Genomic DNA, 17,979 nt, shown 5'->3' with positions numbered 1-17,979 from the left:
AGCACAGATCGTTGTTCCCGTGCTGTCGGCCTGGCATCAAGCCTGTTTGCCTTGAGAAGTGCCGTCATTTTGATGCATCAGCAGATTTGTAAATCCATCCGCATCCTGCGGGCGGCCAAAGAGGAAACCTTGCCCTGTATCACACCGTTGTGCGCGCAACATCATCAGTTGCTTTTGATTTTCCACGCCCTTTGCCACCACCCGTTGTTTGAGGCTGTGTCCTATACCAATTACCGCATTGATGATCGAGGCATCGTCGGGATAAGTGACCATGTCATGTACAAATGCGCGATCTATTTTCAAGGCACTGATAGCATAGTGCCTCAGTAAACTGAGACTGGAATGGCCGGTACCAAAGTCATCGATAACCAGACCTACTCCCATGTCTATCAACGCCTGCAGTGTTCGATGAAACGCTTCGGTATCTGGAGTCAACACCTTCTCCGTAAACTCCAGTTTCAGGTAATTGGCAGGCAAGCCGGTTTCCATCAAAATTTCCGCCAACCCAGTGACAAACAGTGGATGAGTCAGTTCTATCATGGAAACATTTACGGCCACCGGTACTGGCTGCGAACCGGCTTCCAGCCACATGCCAATCTGGATACAGGTCTGGCGCAGCACCCAGCGCCCAATCGGTAAAATCAGGCCACTCTCTATGGCGGTGGGTATAAAGTCATCCGGATAAACTAGCCCCAGTTCTGGATCGCGCCATCGAATCAAAGCTTCTGCACCGGTCATGACACCTGATTTGAGATCAAACTGAGGTTGATAGTGCAGCACGAATTCCTGGTGCTTAAGCGCGCGTCGCAGACTACCTTCGAGCAACAAACGCTGCATGACACAGTCGTTCATATCCGCTCGAAAAAACTGGTAATTATCGCGACCATTGGACTTGGCGTGATACATCGCTGTATCGGCGTTTTTCATGATGCTGTCGACGCTGTCACCATCGTCCGGATAGACACTGATGCCGATGCTGACACTGATTTGTAACTCGTGGGCACCAATAATATGAGGCCGCGTCATAGCGGCCAGGACTTTGCTCGCCACCTGGGCGGCATCCTGCGGCTGCTCGATCTCCGTCAACAGGATCACAAATTCATCACCACCCTGACGACACACCGTATCTGACGCACGCGCACAGGCCTGCAAACGATTTGCCACTGATATCAACAGCTGATCACCAACTGCATGACCGAGGGAGTCATTGATGTACTTAAAATAGTCCAGGTCCAGAAACAGTAACCCGACTTGCCTGTGGTGACGTTTGGCCAGCACAATGGCCTGCGCCAGACGCTCCTGCAGCAATAGCCGATTCGGTTTCCCGGTGAGGATGTCGTGCTGGGCCAGATGTGTCATCTTCAGAGCCATCTCACGTGAAGCACTCACATCGTGAAACACCATTACCGCGCCCAACACCTGACCCTGGTGATTATGAATCGGCGCGGTGGAATCCTCGATGACTGATTCAAAACCGTCGCGGCGAATCAGTACACAATTGGCCGTCAATCCAACCACTTGATTCTCGCGGATAGCGGCTTGTACCGGATTTTCTGCAGTTTTTCGGGTTTTGCCGTCAACGATGCAAAACACCTCGGCCAATGGCCTGCCAATTGCTTCATCCTGATGCCAGCCCGTCATGGTTTCCGCCATCAGGTTCATATAAGTGACGACACCCATCATGTCGGTAGCCACAACGGCATCACCGATGGAATTGAGTGTTATCTGGGCCCGTTCATTGGCGTCAAACAAGGCTGCTTCTGAATCGAGCAATACGTTCTCTGCCTGCTTGCGTTCTGCGACATAACGAAGGGCTCTAGGCAACCAATGGCAATTCACGAATTGCTTGCCCAGATAGTCATAGGCACCTTTCTTCACCAGCACACGGGCAGTATCTTCATTTGCCGAATTGCTGAGAACCAGAATCAACGCTTCAGGAGCGGCTTCGAACAATGGAATGAAAGCCTCCGGCCCTTCAGCATCAGGTAGAGTCAGATCCAGCAAAATAACATCGAAACGTTTTGCCGGAATGTTCTGACAACGCAACAGGCACTGCAGTGCGACTGAGATTCGCTTCACCCATTGCACCCGGAAAACGCTATTGTCGCCCTCCGCCAGAGCAAGTCGGATGAGTTTGGCGTTGCTTTCCTCGTCTTCCACCAACAGAACATTGACTGTGTAGTTTTTCATCTCCCGATCCTCACCGTTTCAGAATCAATACAATTTGACGCATGACGCATGAGTTGCCGTAGAAAAAACGAAAGCTATAGACGCTTAGCGCAGGGCCAATCTTGTCAATAGCATATTTCACACCCTGGATATTCTCTGCAATGTCACCACCAGGACTTACTCGACACCGCTGACCACGTTCTTCAAGATCACTACTCTGTTTGAAATAAAGGCCTCAATCAGAGTCGTTAACACTGCGGGAATACGAAAAGACGGATTTGGCCCTGGTTGCAGTCCGGTTATCGGACAAGACGGCGACGTGATAGCACGTCTCTTCGACAACCTTACCCGCTGTCCTGATAACCCCCCTACGCTTGAGATTTAATCTGTACCGCATGTACATATGGCAGCAGGCTAGTCGTGACATCTTTTGTTTTGTCACTGTCACCTTCATATGCGCTGTCGCTACAGAACTCGTTTGTCTGCTATATAGATTATTGAATCTCATATTGGCTGGCATCTTAGCGCTTACATTCTGCCTTGGAGGATCATCTCGCTGTGAATGTAGGGTTCAGACCAGGACCAGGTTCTGACAATCAGAAAATCAACCTGTCCCGGTAGTCCTTTTGCCTGATACCAAGCGAAGCGTGTTATTTGTTCTGGGCAAAAAACTTTTTGACCTGCTTTTCTGCGTCCTCGCGAGCAATGTCATAACGTTCCTGTACTAACCCGGTCAGTGTTTTCTGATGACCTTCAACCTTAATCAACTCGTCCTCAGTCAGTTTGCTCCATGTGGTTTTGGCCGCACCCACTTGCTTCTTCCATTTGCCCTTGATTTCATCACTTATGTGCGTACTCTGTTGCTGTGCGAAATTTTTCATTTGGATCTCCTTCCAATCCCGCTTCCGTGTTGTTACGGATCATCGGAGCAGCTACCTTAATAGGGATAGGTACCAGCTGTCGGTGCGGTGTCACACTTAAGGCGATACATTTCCCAAATGATTTTTCTGTTTCGGCATAAGTTATTTTTAATCGTCCTACCGACCTTTCCAAGTGCATCTTTTTCACACTGTACGCCTTGGCATGCATCCGAGTACCAGCAAACATCAGAAAGCACAGGTCGCGCAGCCTTGTGGTAAATGCTCCCATGACCTTACTCAAGCGAATTTGCTGATTATGATGGGTTAATCATGTGATGCAGGGACACACCCAGGTGTCGGACCACACCATTGGCCGAGCCCCGAGATATCAAGCGGTCCGACGATTCGGTGTTTCGCGCAACACCGCCCCAGGACAACCAAAGAGATCAAGACAATCTATTTGATTGTCGATGAGATGGTCTCCTCCTACCCACTACATCGGCATCGTAAGGTGCCATAGTGGCAAGTGAACAAGAGGCAGAGAAGACAAAGCGATCTTTATCCCAGAATCACCCTCTCCTAAAATACCGATGATCTGCGATTCGCTAAAAAGTGATTCTTTCATAATGGTCTCCTGAGTTAAGCGTCTCAGAAAACTCTAATTCTGTCTCAGTTGAAGGGGAGCTGGCAGTCAGATATCGTCACGGTGTCCGTACAAAAGACTCCCCTAATTCATTGATGGTCTGTTTCACGCTATGTTTATAGTATTTTGGTTAAAACGATTATAAATCATTGAGTGAATACAGACCTTCTTACATTATTTATCTAACCCAAACCCAATCGGGAATAATGGGTTATTTGAATCATAGGGTTTAGCCGGGTCTTGAGACAAAACCGACTTCATTGAGCTTGGAAGTTCAAACGGAAGTGTAGCCACGTATACTTCATTAGATGTTAATCGACTAAACAATACCTCATCGCTAACACCAAAATTGGCGATTAATGCGTCAGATTCCTTAAGCACGTTCGTTAAAATCGCTGGTCGATCCAGGTAAACCGTGACTACAGTTGGAACGTACTTTTTAGCCTCTTTGATCGCAAGATAATCCTCGTTATTTTCTTTAAAGTTCAATGCTCCTTCATTATGCCTTTTACCAAAGAAGTAGTTTTCATGAGGCCTTTCATAGGGTGTAGAGGTTCTGATGAGCGCAATATCAGCATCCTGAAGTCTTTCAACAACTTGAAAACCAGCTTCGTTTGCAGAGGTTCTATTTATGCCATGCAACCAAACTTTGAGGCCTTTTTTAATTGGTAATGCGTTGTCGTTTTTTAATAATATCAAAGAGTTAAATTGAGCTGCGCTGGCCAACATAGAAAATTTTTCATTGCCGACGACTTCATCTGCTTTTTTTGCATCTACATATGAATTTTCAAACAAACCAACTTTGAATTTTTGATTTAATATTCGGACAACTGATGAATCAATTCTACTTTCCGAAATCTTATTATTTTTAACGGCATTAACTAATATCTCTGAGTCCGTTACTCCCCCGAACTGATCCACTCCAGCTTCAATCGCCTTAACAAAGCGGTCTTCAACAGATAGTTCCTCAACCCCCCAAGGCATACCTCTTGGTAAAACTTGTTCCCCTTTTTTAAAGCCATTGATACAGTCTTCTTCGCAGTCTCTTGTTATTAGCCAGTCGCTCAGGATAACACCATCAAAACCATAGGTATCTCGCAGTAAGTCTTGAAGTAAGAAGCGATTGTACCCCCCACCCACTTGTGGGATGGATTTGCCGTTATACGTTGCACCTTGCAGTATTGAATACGTCGGCATTACACCAGCAACATTGGCTTTAAATGCTTCAACAAATGGTGAGATATGTGTCTCAAGCGAAGCTGATTCAAAATCAGCGAATTTTCCGTATGAATTGTGGCTATCCCAACCATCTTTTGCCGCTCCGTACCCAACCCAATGTTTAAGAACGGTCACGACACTATCTTTATTAATACCGTTTGACCCAGCCTGCATTCCAATAATATAGCTTTTAGTCATTTTTCCAACTAAACCAGGATCTTCGCCAAAAGTACCACTTATACGAGGCCAGCGAGGTTCACTGGCAATATCAGCCTGGGGTGATAGTGCTTCTGTTATACCTACAGCTCTGTATTCTTGTCTGATGATGTCAGCATACTGCTCAGTTAAAGTTTCATCATTAATCGCGGCCATACCGAGTGTTTCAGGCCACTTACTGAATTTTCCCGACGCGATGGATGCGCCTTCCAGGTATTGAAATGAATTGCGAGGATCTGAACTAATCGTAATAGGTATACCTAAACGAGTAGACTCTGCAATATTTTGCAAAATGTTATTTTGCTCAGCCAGATGACCTGGCTCATCGCCTTTTAATCTGGTAATGAAAAATGAAATATGTTTTTTTTCAATAAGCTCTCTGACTTTATCCTGATCATAGCTGGATCCCCTTCCAAGTTCATCTGAACCAGGAGCTGAACCATGCATCATCAAACCAGCTTTTTCTTCTAACGTCATCAATGAGAGCAAATTTTCAGAGCGTTCTTCTGGAGACAACCTCCAGTCTTCGTAAGGGTCTAATTTTCCATTTTTGTTTAAATCTTTAAATATTTTTCCATCAATATTCAATATATTCGTACTTTTGCTTTCCAACTCAACATCCGCATTGGCAAAAGAACTTAGTGGCAAAGCTATTAACAGAACATAGGAACCATGTAGAATTGTGTTTCTTATTGTTGTCATGAATAAACTCACTTTAGTTGATAACACAACGTCAACCTATATTAAAATATGAATATCGTCTATGAGATATTAAACAAAATTAGTAAGACGCGGAGAGTTATATACAGGGCGGCTAAAAATAGACCTTTTATTGCCATCTCTGTTCCTTAAAGTATTGTTCCAGGTCAAATCCTGCCCCTTCAATTTCAGCAGATAATCTTCACAGTTTGGTCTAAGACTATATCTAGGGGGCCTCTGAAAAATAGGAATAGTTTTGATGCAGGCGAGAAAGCACCACTCGCAACACCGCAGTTTACTGGCTTAAATGAGGATGTGAGACTGGGGCTGACAATGTCCTGTGCAAAAATAGACCATTTTTCAGAGGTTCCCTAGCCTTTTCTAGCGACTATGAATACTGATTCATGGCTGGTTTGCCATTCACGTTCAATAGTAAAACCTGAATTCGTTAATTTAGAAATAAGCTGACTCTTTGTAAATCGACTGACATAAGGAGCCATGCCAAGAAACTGCATTCCTGAGATCAACCATCGAAAAACAAAGTTGATTTCTGCTATTAATGACGTACTTGAAACAAATACACCATCATTTTTTAAAAGCTGATGAACTTTGGCAATTGCACCATCTACATCGTCCAAAAGATGTAACACATTTAGCCCCAAAACAGCGTCAAAACTTTCATTTTGGAACTTTAGGCTGTCTAGTGTACCCTGCTGAAAGGTAATATTCTTTACTCCGGCTTCGAGCGCTTTTCTCTGAGCCGCTTCTATCATTTTGTCAGATATATCTGTTGCAACAACATATTCAACATAAGGAGCATGGTAAATAGCGGTGGCACCACTGCCGCAGCCAAACTCCAGCACCTTCGAATCCGACCTCAGAAACTCCTGGGTAATCGCTAGCTTTTGTTGATATTTAGCCTCATCTTTAATGGGGCTTTTAATATATTTTTCTGCAGATTTGTCCCAAAATTTCTTTGAATCTTTCATTGATCATATATTCCAGTTTTTTCCCGAAAGCTAACGTTTACAACACGCGCGACACCAGATATCGCAGTACCTGTGGTTAGCATTTTGATAAGCATCCGGCGTAATGAATTTGACAAAATGCTATACATCAGCCTTTACAGGTGCCGACGACATTTGGGATCTTAGTAGACGTGAAAGTTTTAAGTCCTCGTCGAGAATTAACGCCGCCACTTGCGAAATATTAAAGTGAATCATTTTGACTCTTCAACGACCTTCTTCCACTCTTCAAAGTTTTCCGCTGGCCAATTATTTCCAGGTTTTAACCCAGAAACATCATATGGCCTTGCTCTGCCACCAAAGAAATTAACCCAGCCCCTATTCGGTATATTTGCCAGAGGAATATCAAATTCTTTGATATAGAATTTGGTTCCTGCAGGAAAATCTGCAAGTTTCATCCTGAGCCTTGATCACGCATAAGGTTTTTCGGTTGGAGCGAGGTCACGACTTCCTCACCCGTGTCTGTTAGTTATGATATTTCTTTACTCCAAACGTTTCTTATGCCTACGCTGGAGAATCCGATAGATTTACAGTTTATGCTACTGGTGCTATCTGGCATAACGTCTGTTAGAACCACTTTGACACCAAAATTTCCTGCATCTTCTATTCGTGCCCCAAGGAGAGCTGTTTGGCATCCCCGCGAGCGATAACTCTCCTGAGTGTATGCGTTGGCAAAAATTGCATGATCACCATCAATAAAGCTTGTTGCCCAAGCACAGGCTTTACCATCGACTATAGGCACGTAGCAACGGAGTGTGTCTGTGCAATAAAGTTCTCGTTTTTTTTGACCATAATTCGTTTGAACATTCTAAACCTGAAGTTTTGAGCAACTCGAAACTAATACACTTAAAGTGTATATCAATAAGTCATCCATGCCTGATGCCTGCTTTTCTCGAAACTATTAATCCGGCAATTAAATAGATCGTCCTGGTCTCTTTAATTGTCGCCCCAAGAAATCTGGCGGTGTTGCGCGAATCGTCGAATCGTTTGATTTATCAGGGTTCGCATTGGCTATGGCCAATGATATGGTCCGACACCTCGGTGCATCCCTGCATCACGCTATAAACCCGACATGTATACTGCCGAGTTATAATCGCTTTCAGAACCCATAACCTTCATAAATCTGAACATCTCATCATCATCCTCTTCTTTATGAACCTGATCTGAAACTTGGTGCGGATCTGGATGAAACTTGTTGTAGAACTCAACAATCTTGAAGCCACACCTATTTACATAGAAGTGAATGTTTCGTTTCTCAAAATACGGGGTGACGGTTTCCCAGACCTTGGTATTTGGGTACTCCCTCTCGATTGCTTTCCAGGCTTGTAGACCTAACCCCCGACTCTGCAGGCCGGTTAAAATGAAGAAGAACGACAATGAGTTTCGATTGCTTATTTCATCAATTACCACAACTGCACCACCGACACGCTGATGGTTTGCCATGATCCAGTATGTAGCAGCTCCAGCCTCAGCGATGGACTGTTCTATGTCCTTATCAGAAGGAATGGGCGCTTCAATCGGTTGACCTAAATCAGCTTCGATCGCCACTCGGAACGAGTCCTGGAGAGCAGTTTTGAACTCGCTTAGAGAACCTAGGTCAGCCTTTTGAAGTTTAACCATTCCGAAATCCTCTTGCACTCTCACGTGCTTATCCTCCATCAAGTTTGTCAAAGCCATCATCGCAGCGAAGCCTCACTTCGCTGTCACCTCTCGTAATAATTTTTTGATCAGTTACGTATTAATTTTTATAGGAAACCATAGGCAGTTCTTTCTTCGGCTCTTAATATTTCAATTCTTTGGTCAAGTGTTTGTATGTAGGGGGTCATTAGATCCCGCGTTTCTTTTGGCAAAGATTTCAACGATTCCTTACCTCTCAGAGCCGATGAAAACTCGCCACAGCTGATCGAATCAACAACAGATATCGAGTACTTTTTATCTTCTGATGTAAGCCTTCTCACCAATCCACAACTTGGCGCTGTGTAGGGTGTCTGATTTATAATGTTTTGAATTTCGCCTGCTGGAACCTGCAAGGTATCGAAATAACCAATTTCATGCGAGAATTTGACCCCATCAATCTCTATTGATTCTACAGAAATATCCCTCCAGCCCTCTCTATCTGAGTTGACAAATCCCCTACCACTTTTTGGATCGGTGTCAACTACCAGATAAAATTCAGGCACCCAACGTCGACGCTCGTTAACAAAAATTTCGATATCACTGCAATCACAATTCAATTTTAAATATCGATTAGCAACCCATATCTGCACATCATTAACAGGGCTGATTTCTTGATATTCTTCTGGTTTGACGCCGGAATAATAGGATTTACTAACCGGTTCCACCTTCGTCGCCTGACATGCAGTAAGCATGGCAGATACAATAATTAAAAATATACGAAGCACTTTTCAATATTCCTCATAACGCGCTAACAGATTTTTTCACAGTCCGATATTGTTTCACTGTATTTCTAGTGAATGACTGGGAATCCTATACAGGATTCCGGCTTCCGTCCTCCACCTACCAATTTTGATATTCGAGCTCGAATGGCTTACTTTCAGACCCGACTATACTCTGCGAGAGACTCTATCAGATATTGGCCATAGTCATAGCTCAAAATCGACCGATGCCATCCAATGCCCGGAGGGTCTGCCTAACGACTACGCAGTGAGGAGGACCAGTCCTAAAGGGGCGTTAATTGGCTTGTTAAAAGGTTTTGACAGGACCGCTGAATTTGTGAAGTAACTTCTTGGAGAAAGGTCTCACTTTTTGCAAGCCAACGTTCTTTGCCTGGGCACGGACATGAGTCCATATAGCTATAAGATACATTTAGGGCTGAAATTTCTCTTGAACGAACAACTGGACATTACCTTTAGTGAAAAAGTAAGTTGGTGTTGAAGCTCCTTCGTATTGGTGAGAACCGAATTCATTCAGACCTTCGATTTTGCTCGCGGCATTCTCCAAACAAGCCTTCCAGAATTTCGTGTCAGCAATAACTTGTGTTGCTATTTTTGAAGCCAGTTCAGCCGAATCTATGAAATCTTCCTCTTGTTACATAGCAGTGCCTTTCGCATCTCATAACAATCTGTCCAACAGGCGTTTTTGCCCAGGATAAATCAGCTCAGAAAACCGAAGTTACCCTACTGATTATCATGGTTCCTGAGTTAATAGCTGTCAATTTCTGCATTTGGAAATACCGTCGCACGACGATGTATCCTGGAAAAACAGTCGCCTGGAACCGCATTGTTTTTAGGTTTCCCGGCAATGTCTCCGATACTTGACCTGTTGGTTAAATATCACAAACAGTCTGACTGATCCAGATAATCGTTCACATGATCATTTATCTACCGGTTATCAGGATGTAGTGTCTTAAATGACCATTCTTGGTAACACGCAAAAACAGGGCAACCGGCTTATTACAGAATCACTCTTTCCCATTCTAGCGTGCCTGAGTAATTCTCTTAAACACTGGCAACGATTAACACAGCAGTGTGAAACAGTTCAGGTGTTTTTCCGGGCAGGGGTCTTCGTCTGAAAAACTCAGAGATTGTTTTCAGTTGAGCCGAACTCCACCGAATTTGTTGGCGACCTGATCTCATCTCACCACCTCAAGAGCCCTGTTCTTAACAACTTGGTTCCTCAAGTAACTTGCTACGCCTTCAGATCAGCCAGAACTATATTATTGGTTACTTTGGAACAAGATAGATCCAGTTTGGTTTCGTCGTAAACCTGATTCATACGAAATGCTCTTGTTCTGCAAGTTATTAATCCGGCAAGTATACATGTCGGGTTAATAGTAGTGGATCTTCCTTGTCTTGTTTGTTATTTGATGATTAAACCAGACTTTTTATAAAGTTTGATAACAGGGTCATTAGGCAGCGGAACGGCTGCTGAAAAATCAAACGCTATTAACGGATAATGTATAGCGACATGGGGTAAGATTTGGCTGGTTGTATTGTGGCATCAGCTTTGATGCCATACGGTTTGTCTTCCAGTACCCTGGGGTCCATAGTATGACGAAGCAAGACCTCTCTACTACTTTTGAATATCTTGCTTTTTAAATATCAGACATTCATAAACAAATAAAAAGAATATCAAAAGAATGGCATTATTTTATCGCAAAGCGTTACTTTGTGTTTCTGTTCTCCTTATCCTATCCGCCATCCTGCTATATGCAGGGCTGTTATTTTCCATCCATGAGACAGCTTTCTTGCCGCATGAGCATAGCGATATCAACTGGTTTTACGGGACCGAGCCTCCAGATCAGCAGCAAGGCGACAAGGTCTTTGTGTTAAACAGTGGAGAAACGTCGCAGCCCATAACCTTCGATTTTCTTGTTTCCACTGAGGAGCGATATCCCTATACCTCTTTTATTGTCAACCTTTCCGAGCCACAAGATGTTAGCGACCTGGTCGACCTAAGTGTTTATTCCAGGGTAAGTTTTGGTGTCAAATGTGAGCCCAAAAATATTCTTGTGTTTGCGCTCTATACCTATGTCGACAATGTTACAACGCTTGGAAAACCAGAAACCTATCGCGTTAGCCTGGATTTTCTAACCTGCAATAAGCAAAGCAGCAGAATATCGTTCGAATTAAAGGATTTGGATTCGGCCGACTGGTGGCTTGAGCGGTATGGCCTGGCGTATACAGACCGCACTGCAGATTTGCGAAGAACGCACGGTTTTTCCATCAACAACTCGCTCCAGAGTCCAAGAGGAAGTCGCTCGAGAATTGAAATATCCGACTTGGTACTCGTTTCGGAGAACTATAGCTATTTTGGGTGTAGTGTCGCGATCACTGCAGTCGCCTGGCTGGCCTTGGCATATTTTTTTATGAGGCTGTATGTGCAGGAGAAAATACGCCGCGCAAAAGAACAAATTAATATGAATCGGCCCCTCATTGCTTATCAAAAGTTATCGATCAAACAACAATCTGACGATCCGAAGTCGGCACTCCTTTCTCATATTGCCGTTGAGTACATCAACCCAGAGATCAACATTGAAAGCGCTGCAGCCACTCTGGGAACAACCCGTTCAAAAATTAATAAGATCCTAAAAGCTGAACTAGGTCTCACTTTTACCGCGTACGTCAATAAGCTTCGGTTAGCAGAGGCTGCGCGACTGCTCATTGAAGAGCAACATCTTAGCGTCAAACAAATCGCTCTTGGGGTTGGTTTTGCCAATGTGACCTACTTCAATGCACTGTTTAAAAAGGAATACGGCTGCGCACCAAAAACGTTCAGGCTTAACAGCTTCAAGACCCCCGAGGCATAGTGTTCAGTAACTCATGCGCGAAACGTGGCCCTTTGGATGTGGCAGCCCCCTTGAGCTGCAGATGGCAAAGACTCCAACTAACGACCCTTTGTCCTTTCATAAACTTTAACGATTTTAAAAAAGTATTTAACTATTCGGATTACAAAAATTTAAACCCTATTTGTTTATTTTTTTATTCTCCAGTGTCTTAACAATCGCTTTCTCAATGTGAGCATGGGATGGGCGAATCCATGCTCAGTCACAATAATAAAGAAACGAGTTTGCCCAGCATGTTTTTCTTATGAAACACGCCATTTCACAAGAATGTCGGCACTTATCTCAAACCTAATCAAGGATTCAAAACGATGATCAAAAAACGATTTTCGGCTTTGTGTGGTGCATTGTTGTTATTTAGTGCGAGTGTTCAGGCATTAAATGAAACACTCATTGTCGACATGTCTGATCCGATCGGTCCCGTCACCCAGGCCGCGTCTGGTGCGCTTTACGGTATCACCGAGAGTTTACCCACAGACATCAATGGTCTTGTCGCGCCGCTTAATCCCAGAATGTATACGCAACCGGCCAGAAGTGGGCCGGGATACCAACAGCAAATTGGTGCAGCCATTCCCGTTTCTCAACGATTGGCCAACACCACTGCCGAAGTGACTGTCCGCTTGGCGGATATACTGCCCGGCTGGCCTTATCAGTGGTCAGGGTGGTCACATTGGTCTACGGAAGTTCGCTCGGTTATCGCAGACAAGCGTTCCTCTGGAAGAAATAACTACTACGGTTATGAGATTTTCAATGAACCCAATATTACCTGGAATGATGCCAACGGAAACTTCAATTCATCACTGTGGAAACCCACCTACGACCTGATTCGCAGCCAGGACCCGGGTGAACGCATCATTGGGCCTTCAGCAGCCTGGTACGATCGCACATACATTCAGAATTTTCTCGCGTACTGCGTTACGAACAGCTGCCTTCCTGATGTTATCAGCTGGCACGAATTGGGGGGATCAGACAATATCACGGCAAATATTGCCGACTACCGTGCCCGGGAAAGTGCTCTGGGCATTTCGCCTCGCCCAATCAGCATCAACGAGTACTCTCACGATACCCATGAATATGAAGGTGCGCCTGGGGTATCTGTGCCGTTTATTGCAAAATTTGAGCGTAATCGGGTGGAATCCGCAAATATCTCCTGGTGGTTCACCAACCTTCCGGGCAGACTAGGTAGCTTACTAACAGCAAATAACCAGCGCGGTGGCGGCTGGTGGCTGTATAAGTGGTATGGGGATATGACGGGCAACATGCTCAGTGTTACACCGCCCCGTCAAAACGGCGATGGCCTGGATGGTTTCGCCAACCTGGATACCTCGGCCGGTTACGCCAGTATCTGCCTCGGCGGTAACTTCACAGGTACAGCGAATGTCGTATTCAACAACATCCCAGCCAGCTTTGGCGATGTTGTCGACGTTACCGTCGAATATGTATCATGGTCAAATAAAGACACGCCCGTTTCCGGGCCGGTTACTGTCGCACAATCAGTGGAAACTGTGGTTAACGGTTCGCTCACGGTACCCGTTACGGTTACTAATCCTTTTTATGGTTACCGAGTGATCATTAATGGGCAGGGCTTTGGTTCCGAGGGTTCCTCTGTTCAAGTCGAACTGGAAAGTCTGTCAAACCAACAGAGCTTTGCACCGTTCTCTGTTTTATCAGATGCTGCTGCTTCCGGATCGCAGTATATCGTTTGGCCAAATAATGGTGATCAATTACTGGATTCCGCATCGGATGATGCTAGCGGTCAGGTTTTAATTCCCTTCAGTTTATCGCAGTCAACCGCTGTTCAGCTGCAGATACGCGTCAACATGCCAAACGCCAACGATGACTCGTTTTACTTCAAACTGGATGACGGCACCTGGACAACTCAAAACAACACACAAACCAGCGGCTGGAGCACGTTAACCCTGGCGACTTTCGATAACCTTGCGGCAGGCGATCATACATTGCGTATCGAACGTCGCGAAGATGGTGCCAAACTGGACTTTATTACGCTATTAACGGCCGCAGGTGATATCGAGACCAGTTCATCGGGTGGCTCTTCGGGCGACAGCTGCGATGGCATTAATGTTTACCCCAATTGGACTGCTCGTGACTGGTCTGGTGGTGCCTATAATCATGCCAACGCTGGTGATCAGATGGTTTATCAAAACACGCTGTATCAAGCGAATTGGTACACCAACACAGTGCCTGGTAGTGATTCATCCTGGTCGTTGATTGGCAATTGCGATCAGATGACCAGCAGTTAAACGAGCTCACCCTCCTCATCGGGTGACAACACCGTTACTGTGCATATGCGAGGCTTGATGGCAGGCGATGAGAGCGTCAGCCTCGAAATCAGTGACAATACCGTTGGGACATGGATAGCCAGCACCAGTATGCAGGGCTACACGGTGAACAGGAGAACTGTGTGTTGCATTCACGAACAAGCCGGTCAACGCGCCTTTAATCTACTCGTCGAAGACCAGTCCGTGGTAAATGCCATCGATTTATACAGTGAAGTCGGCCATGACAAAGCCAATACCATATCGGTTGACAACGTGCATGTCGTGAATGGCGAACTTACCATTAGCCTGAAAATGCTGATTGACAATGGCACAATCGCGGGGTTCGCCGTATATTCGCCAGACGGAGCTCTCGGCGATATAGACATTGAGCCCACGGGCGTATTTGTCGGTAACATCACGACCCGTAGCCAGGTACGTTCCGATTTTACGCACTGTTGGGATCAAATCACTCCAAAAAACGAAGGTAAATGGGGCTCCGTTGAACATAACCGCGATCAGTACAACTGGGCACCATTGGATCGAATCTACGAATATGCTCGCGCCAATAACATTCCCGTTAAAGCACATATCCTTGTTTGGGGCAGCCAGTGCCCAAGTTGGATCGGCGAAAACTGCTCGGGTAGCGCATTATCTGCCAGTGAATTAAGAGCAGAAATCGAAGAGTGGATTCGCGACGACTGTACTCGTTATCCAGATATGCAATTCATCGATGGGGTAAACGAGGCGACGCCGGGGCATGCAGCCGCGGGCTATGCCAAAAAAGCGTTTGGTAACAATTGGATAATCCGTTCGTTTGAACTGGCGGCACAATATTGTCCCAATTTTAAACAACTACAACGTCCTTAGCTGGAATACCAGCGAGTTCATTCAAATGGCACGCCCGGCAGTCAATGCGGGTGTTGTCGATGCATCTACCTGGAATTGCTGGATTGGACCGGCAGAGGGATTCGAGAAGAGAAACAGGGATTTATTGCAGAATCACTCTCCCCTATTCTGACACGTCTGAATATTTCTCTTAAACACTGGCAACAATTAACACCGCAGTTTGAAAAACGGTTCAGATGTTGGGATCCGCCGGAGCTAATTGTGGTCTATTGCTCATTGGAGCTTCTCGCAGATTATTGGCATGCCTTCTTCATTTTCACTGTAAATTAGCACCAACCTACCTTTAGGTGAAAAGTGAAATTCAACACTCCCATACTTAAAAATCAGTGCTTCTTTCCTGTTGCCAAAAAAGCCACCGATGTCATCTGGGGTGCCAAGTTTTTCTTGTACAGATGCTTTTGTGTCTGCATTACTAAACAGGTAACTACTGTTTCTAATGGACAGCTCTAGTTTCTTGCTCATTGTTTATTTGCTGCTTAATGACCGCACTCGGGCCCGAATCCCCGAAGGAGCCAACAATATGTTGCGTTTATACTTCGTTACGGAGTCTTTCACTAGTCTCAGAAACAATATATGACCAATTTTCAGAGAATGGCTCAGCTAGAACCCTTTCAACAATACATGTGAAGTTCCACAGAGCCCTTTGCTCTGGCTGATCTGCGATACTCAGCTTGTCTTCATCGAAGAACCTAGACAGAAACTCGAACAAAACCAAAGCATCATCTTTTGTTAGCTTTGTGGCTATGTCTTCCATGCTTCCTCACCAAACATAACGCCAAAATTCGGGGCGAGCGTGAACGAGTCTTTGGTCCGCCGTGAAGCAGTTGGCGGGACAGCGCAACATTTTGCGTTGTTAAAAGTCGGAATCACCCCACATTTCACGATATAGTGCCCTTAAATTATTTGGCAACAACGACCAGCCCCATTGTTTGGCTTTCTTATCTTTAATGTCCCACATAAGAGATTCAACATAGTAAACATCAATATACTCAGCTTCGACTTTTGATGCCTGCTTAAGTTTATTAGACATATATTCGAAATGTGCTTTTACCGTCCTTTCATCGAATCTCTTAATTGCATTCGTTGTGAACTGAGAAAATGTTTCCATCTTCTCGGTATACATAAAATCTTGAGCACCATAACCGAGAAACTCCATTCTCTTGTCTATCGCCGCAGAAACATCAGGGAATAGGTCACAGATTTCTCTTAGGAAGCTCTCAACTATTGGTTTTTTTTCATCCATTGACTTTTAACGCCTTTAGTAGTGGCGAGCGAGTGCACAGCCCCACCGCGATGCAGTAAATTCAAGGCAGTATTGCTACATTCAGCCTGATACATAGTTCAAGATTTTTGGTAGTTCGGCGGTGACAGCAACTTGTTACGCGTTCCCCGGCAATAAACTGTCGATGAAATTGCTATATTGATCCTTCATTGGTAAATCAATATCCACTTTCACCCTCTTTCGAGATGCTTTTACGTTCTCGCCGGTAATAGGATTTAAGCCGTCTTTTTCGTAAGTTTCCCAGTAAACACCAACACCTCTTTTTTGCCAGTTGGGTAAATCATTGAAGTTGATGCCCTTTTGAAAAAGAAACTCATTCTTTAGAGCCACCGACATTTTAGAAAACGTAGCAGCTGACTTCTCAGGGGATACGCCTTCCTTTCTTAGACTCCAATAGCAGTGCGCATTTAAAGCATTTCTATGAGCATCTTCATTTCGCCAGCGGAAATAATCTATAACAAGCTGTCTTGTAGGTAACTGACAAATACGGCAGTCAAACGCACCTATATCACCTAGCAGCAAACTAAATTTGGCGCTTGCCTCTCCCGTTAATACTGAGTTTAGTTTTCTCTCTTTCCTCTCAAAAACATCTTCATTCAGATCGAGAAGTAGAGATATCTCATCACTCTGTGTATAACCATAAAGTATCTTAAACCCACATTGCATAAGATGCTTAACAGTCTCAATCATCATATCCCTAAACTTGATGTCATAGGGTGCCTCAAACCGGTGCTTTTCCTTGGTCAGAGTTGTAAAACACCGACCATCAATACGGGCGACCATATATATTCCTGGCAAAACATATTGATCATGTGCCGTCTCAAATACCCGCATTTTGCTATCTAGCTCACTAAACTTCATCGTTCCACTCTTTTACATCAAAACCATCATTACGTATGGACACATAAAACAACTTGTCGAACCCTTCGGTATATTCAGGTAATTCAAGCTTGTTATAAGTCGTTTTTATTCCAACATCAGGAATTCGTTCTTTACCTTTTCTGGCGGCGTTCCTTTCTAAACAATCGCTTAGCTTAGAAGCAAAGTAATAACCCACAACCTCAAATCTATTCTCCTTGAATCCTTTAATATACTTTTCCCTATCTTCTTTGGTTGGATTTGTATTATCGATAACAGTAGGTTGTTTTCCTTCCAAACAAGCATTGAACAATATCCTTTCTCTGTTTCTTGTTTTCAGCATATCCATATTTAGCCGTATGTGAGTCTTATAAAATTGGTTCAGGTAAAAGGATGACTTTCCACTGGCCTGCAATCCAATAAATACAATACCATTCATAAATTTCTACTCATATCGTATAACGTTTCACTCACCAGCCGTACGGAGTTGAACAAGTTTGCAATAAGAACTGCAAATTTGAG

16 protein-coding genes and 1 pseudogene are annotated in these 17,979 nt (G+C 44.5%); 3 read left to right on the top strand and 14 right to left on the bottom strand.

Going from position 1 to position 17,979, the window contains the following annotated elements; all coding sequences use genetic code 11:
- Nucleotides 1-36 precede the first annotated feature (36 nt).
- From YC6258_RS16000 to YC6258_RS15970, 9 genes and pseudogenes are all read right to left on the bottom strand, one after another.
- Nucleotides 37-2,190, bottom strand: coding sequence for a putative bifunctional diguanylate cyclase/phosphodiesterase (locus YC6258_RS16000; protein WP_044617859.1), 2,154 nt, complete (start codon nucleotides 2,188-2,190; stop codon nucleotides 37-39).
- 629 nt (nucleotides 2,191-2,819) lie between these two features.
- Entirely contained in the window at nucleotides 2,820-3,050 is a 231-nt protein-coding gene (locus YC6258_RS15995) for a CsbD family protein (protein WP_044617858.1), read from the bottom strand.
- Between the two features lie 472 nt (nucleotides 3,051-3,522).
- Nucleotides 3,523-3,654 (bottom strand): hypothetical protein, encoded by a 132-nt coding sequence (locus tag YC6258_RS31190; protein ID WP_281176265.1) that lies wholly within the window; start codon nucleotides 3,652-3,654, stop codon nucleotides 3,523-3,525.
- A gap of 192 nt (nucleotides 3,655-3,846) precedes the next feature.
- Nucleotides 3,847-5,808 carry a glycoside hydrolase family 3 protein gene (locus tag YC6258_RS15990; RefSeq protein ID WP_082070756.1) on the bottom strand — a complete coding sequence of 654 codons (1,962 nt, stop codon included), beginning with the start codon at nucleotides 5,806-5,808 and terminating at the stop codon, nucleotides 3,847-3,849.
- Nucleotides 5,809-6,176: 368 nt separating this feature from the next.
- Nucleotides 6,177-6,794, bottom strand: a complete 618-nt coding sequence (locus YC6258_RS15985) for a class I SAM-dependent methyltransferase (protein WP_044617857.1) — start codon at nucleotides 6,792-6,794, stop codon at nucleotides 6,177-6,179.
- Between the two features lie 230 nt (nucleotides 6,795-7,024).
- On the bottom strand, nucleotides 7,025-7,228 hold the full coding sequence (locus YC6258_RS15980) for a hypothetical protein (protein WP_044617856.1): 204 nt from the start codon (nucleotides 7,226-7,228) through the stop codon (nucleotides 7,025-7,027).
- A gap of 71 nt (nucleotides 7,229-7,299) precedes the next feature.
- Nucleotides 7,300-7,578 (bottom strand): annotated as a pseudogene (locus tag YC6258_RS31390) (GNAT family N-acetyltransferase); the annotation flags it as partial.
- 311 nt (nucleotides 7,579-7,889) lie between these two features.
- The gene (locus YC6258_RS15975) at nucleotides 7,890-8,450 is read right to left on the bottom strand and encodes a GNAT family N-acetyltransferase (RefSeq protein ID WP_169748985.1); all 561 of its coding nucleotides are present in this window, start codon (nucleotides 8,448-8,450) and stop codon (nucleotides 7,890-7,892) included.
- Nucleotides 8,451-8,575: 125 nt separating this feature from the next.
- Entirely contained in the window at nucleotides 8,576-9,232 is a 657-nt protein-coding gene (locus YC6258_RS15970; RefSeq protein WP_044617855.1) for a hypothetical protein, read from the bottom strand.
- 1,697 nt (nucleotides 9,233-10,929) lie between these two features.
- Here YC6258_RS15970 and YC6258_RS15965 point away from each other — a divergent pair.
- The 3 genes from YC6258_RS15965 to YC6258_RS30655 all read left to right on the top strand — a co-directional run bounded on the left by YC6258_RS15965 (nucleotide 10,930) and on the right by YC6258_RS30655 (nucleotide 15,278).
- Complete coding sequence (locus YC6258_RS15965) at nucleotides 10,930-12,099, top strand: AraC family transcriptional regulator (protein WP_044617854.1); 1,170 nt, start codon at nucleotides 10,930-10,932, stop codon at nucleotides 12,097-12,099.
- Between the two features lie 344 nt (nucleotides 12,100-12,443).
- Nucleotides 12,444-14,393 (top strand): cellulose-binding domain-containing protein, encoded by a 1,950-nt coding sequence (locus YC6258_RS28550; RefSeq protein ID WP_211264541.1) that lies wholly within the window; start codon nucleotides 12,444-12,446, stop codon nucleotides 14,391-14,393.
- 57 nt (nucleotides 14,394-14,450) lie between these two features.
- The gene (locus tag YC6258_RS30655; protein ID WP_052830337.1) at nucleotides 14,451-15,278 is read left to right on the top strand and encodes an endo-1,4-beta-xylanase; all 828 of its coding nucleotides are present in this window, start codon (nucleotides 14,451-14,453) and stop codon (nucleotides 15,276-15,278) included.
- Nucleotides 15,279-15,530: 252 nt separating this feature from the next.
- On the opposite strand, the gene YC6258_RS15950 is transcribed toward YC6258_RS30655, so the two are convergent.
- The 5 genes from YC6258_RS15950 to YC6258_RS15930 all read right to left on the bottom strand — a co-directional run bounded on the left by YC6258_RS15950 (nucleotide 15,531) and on the right by YC6258_RS15930 (nucleotide 17,896).
- Entirely contained in the window at nucleotides 15,531-15,779 is a 249-nt protein-coding gene (locus YC6258_RS15950) for a hypothetical protein (protein ID WP_044617853.1), read from the bottom strand.
- A gap of 67 nt (nucleotides 15,780-15,846) precedes the next feature.
- Nucleotides 15,847-16,071, bottom strand: a complete 225-nt coding sequence (locus tag YC6258_RS15945; RefSeq protein ID WP_044617852.1) for a hypothetical protein — start codon at nucleotides 16,069-16,071, stop codon at nucleotides 15,847-15,849.
- 99 nt (nucleotides 16,072-16,170) lie between these two features.
- Nucleotides 16,171-16,560: a DUF7674 family protein gene (locus tag YC6258_RS15940; RefSeq protein ID WP_052830336.1), complete on the bottom strand. Its 390-nt coding sequence runs from the start codon at nucleotides 16,558-16,560 to the stop codon at nucleotides 16,171-16,173.
- A 135-nt stretch (nucleotides 16,561-16,695) separates the two neighbouring features.
- Nucleotides 16,696-17,460: a tRNA(His) guanylyltransferase Thg1 family protein gene (locus YC6258_RS15935; RefSeq protein WP_044617851.1), complete on the bottom strand. Its 765-nt coding sequence runs from the start codon at nucleotides 17,458-17,460 to the stop codon at nucleotides 16,696-16,698.
- A complete protein-coding gene (locus YC6258_RS15930) occupies nucleotides 17,450-17,896 on the bottom strand; it encodes an AAA family ATPase (protein ID WP_044617850.1) in 447 nt (148 codons plus the stop codon). The genes YC6258_RS15935 and YC6258_RS15930 overlap by 11 nt, the downstream gene beginning before the upstream one ends.
- Nucleotides 17,897-17,979: the final 83 nt, after the last annotated feature.

Source organism: Gynuella sunshinyii YC6258 (assembly GCF_000940805.1).
In the GTDB taxonomy this organism is placed as follows: Bacteria; Pseudomonadota; Gammaproteobacteria; order Pseudomonadales; family Natronospirillaceae; genus Gynuella; species Gynuella sunshinyii.
The sequence above is the reverse complement of the archived record's forward strand: the minus strand, read 5'-3'. Positions and strand labels throughout refer to the sequence as shown.

Coding starts and splice junctions, on each gene's coding strand:
- YC6258_RS16000 (WP_044617859.1), bottom strand. CDS start 2,190: ATGAAAAACTACACAGTCAATGTTCTGTTGGTGGAAGACGAGGAAAGC.
- YC6258_RS15995 (WP_044617858.1), bottom strand. CDS start 3,050: ATGAAAAATTTCGCACAGCAACAGAGTACGCACATAAGTGATGAAATC.
- YC6258_RS31190 (WP_281176265.1), bottom strand. CDS start 3,654: ATGAAAGAATCACTTTTTAGCGAATCGCAGATCATCGGTATTTTAGGA.
- YC6258_RS15990 (WP_082070756.1), bottom strand. CDS start 5,808: ATGACAACAATAAGAAACACAATTCTACATGGTTCCTATGTTCTGTTA.
- YC6258_RS15985 (WP_044617857.1), bottom strand. CDS start 6,794: ATGAAAGATTCAAAGAAATTTTGGGACAAATCTGCAGAAAAATATATT.
- YC6258_RS15980 (WP_044617856.1), bottom strand. CDS start 7,228: ATGAAACTTGCAGATTTTCCTGCAGGAACCAAATTCTATATCAAAGAA.
- YC6258_RS15975 (WP_169748985.1), bottom strand. CDS start 8,450: ATGGTTAAACTTCAAAAGGCTGACCTAGGTTCTCTAAGCGAGTTCAAA.
- YC6258_RS15965 (WP_044617854.1), top strand. CDS start 10,930: ATGGCATTATTTTATCGCAAAGCGTTACTTTGTGTTTCTGTTCTCCTT.
- YC6258_RS28550 (WP_211264541.1), top strand. CDS start 12,444: ATGATCAAAAAACGATTTTCGGCTTTGTGTGGTGCATTGTTGTTATTT.
- YC6258_RS30655 (WP_052830337.1), top strand. CDS start 14,451: ATGGCAGGCGATGAGAGCGTCAGCCTCGAAATCAGTGACAATACCGTT.
- YC6258_RS15950 (WP_044617853.1), bottom strand. CDS start 15,779: ATGAGCAAGAAACTAGAGCTGTCCATTAGAAACAGTAGTTACCTGTTT.
- YC6258_RS15945 (WP_044617852.1), bottom strand. CDS start 16,071: ATGGAAGACATAGCCACAAAGCTAACAAAAGATGATGCTTTGGTTTTG.
- YC6258_RS15940 (WP_052830336.1), bottom strand. CDS start 16,560: ATGGATGAAAAAAAACCAATAGTTGAGAGCTTCCTAAGAGAAATCTGT.
- YC6258_RS15935 (WP_044617851.1), bottom strand. CDS start 17,460: ATGAAGTTTAGTGAGCTAGATAGCAAAATGCGGGTATTTGAGACGGCA.
- YC6258_RS15930 (WP_044617850.1), bottom strand. CDS start 17,896: ATGAATGGTATTGTATTTATTGGATTGCAGGCCAGTGGAAAGTCATCC.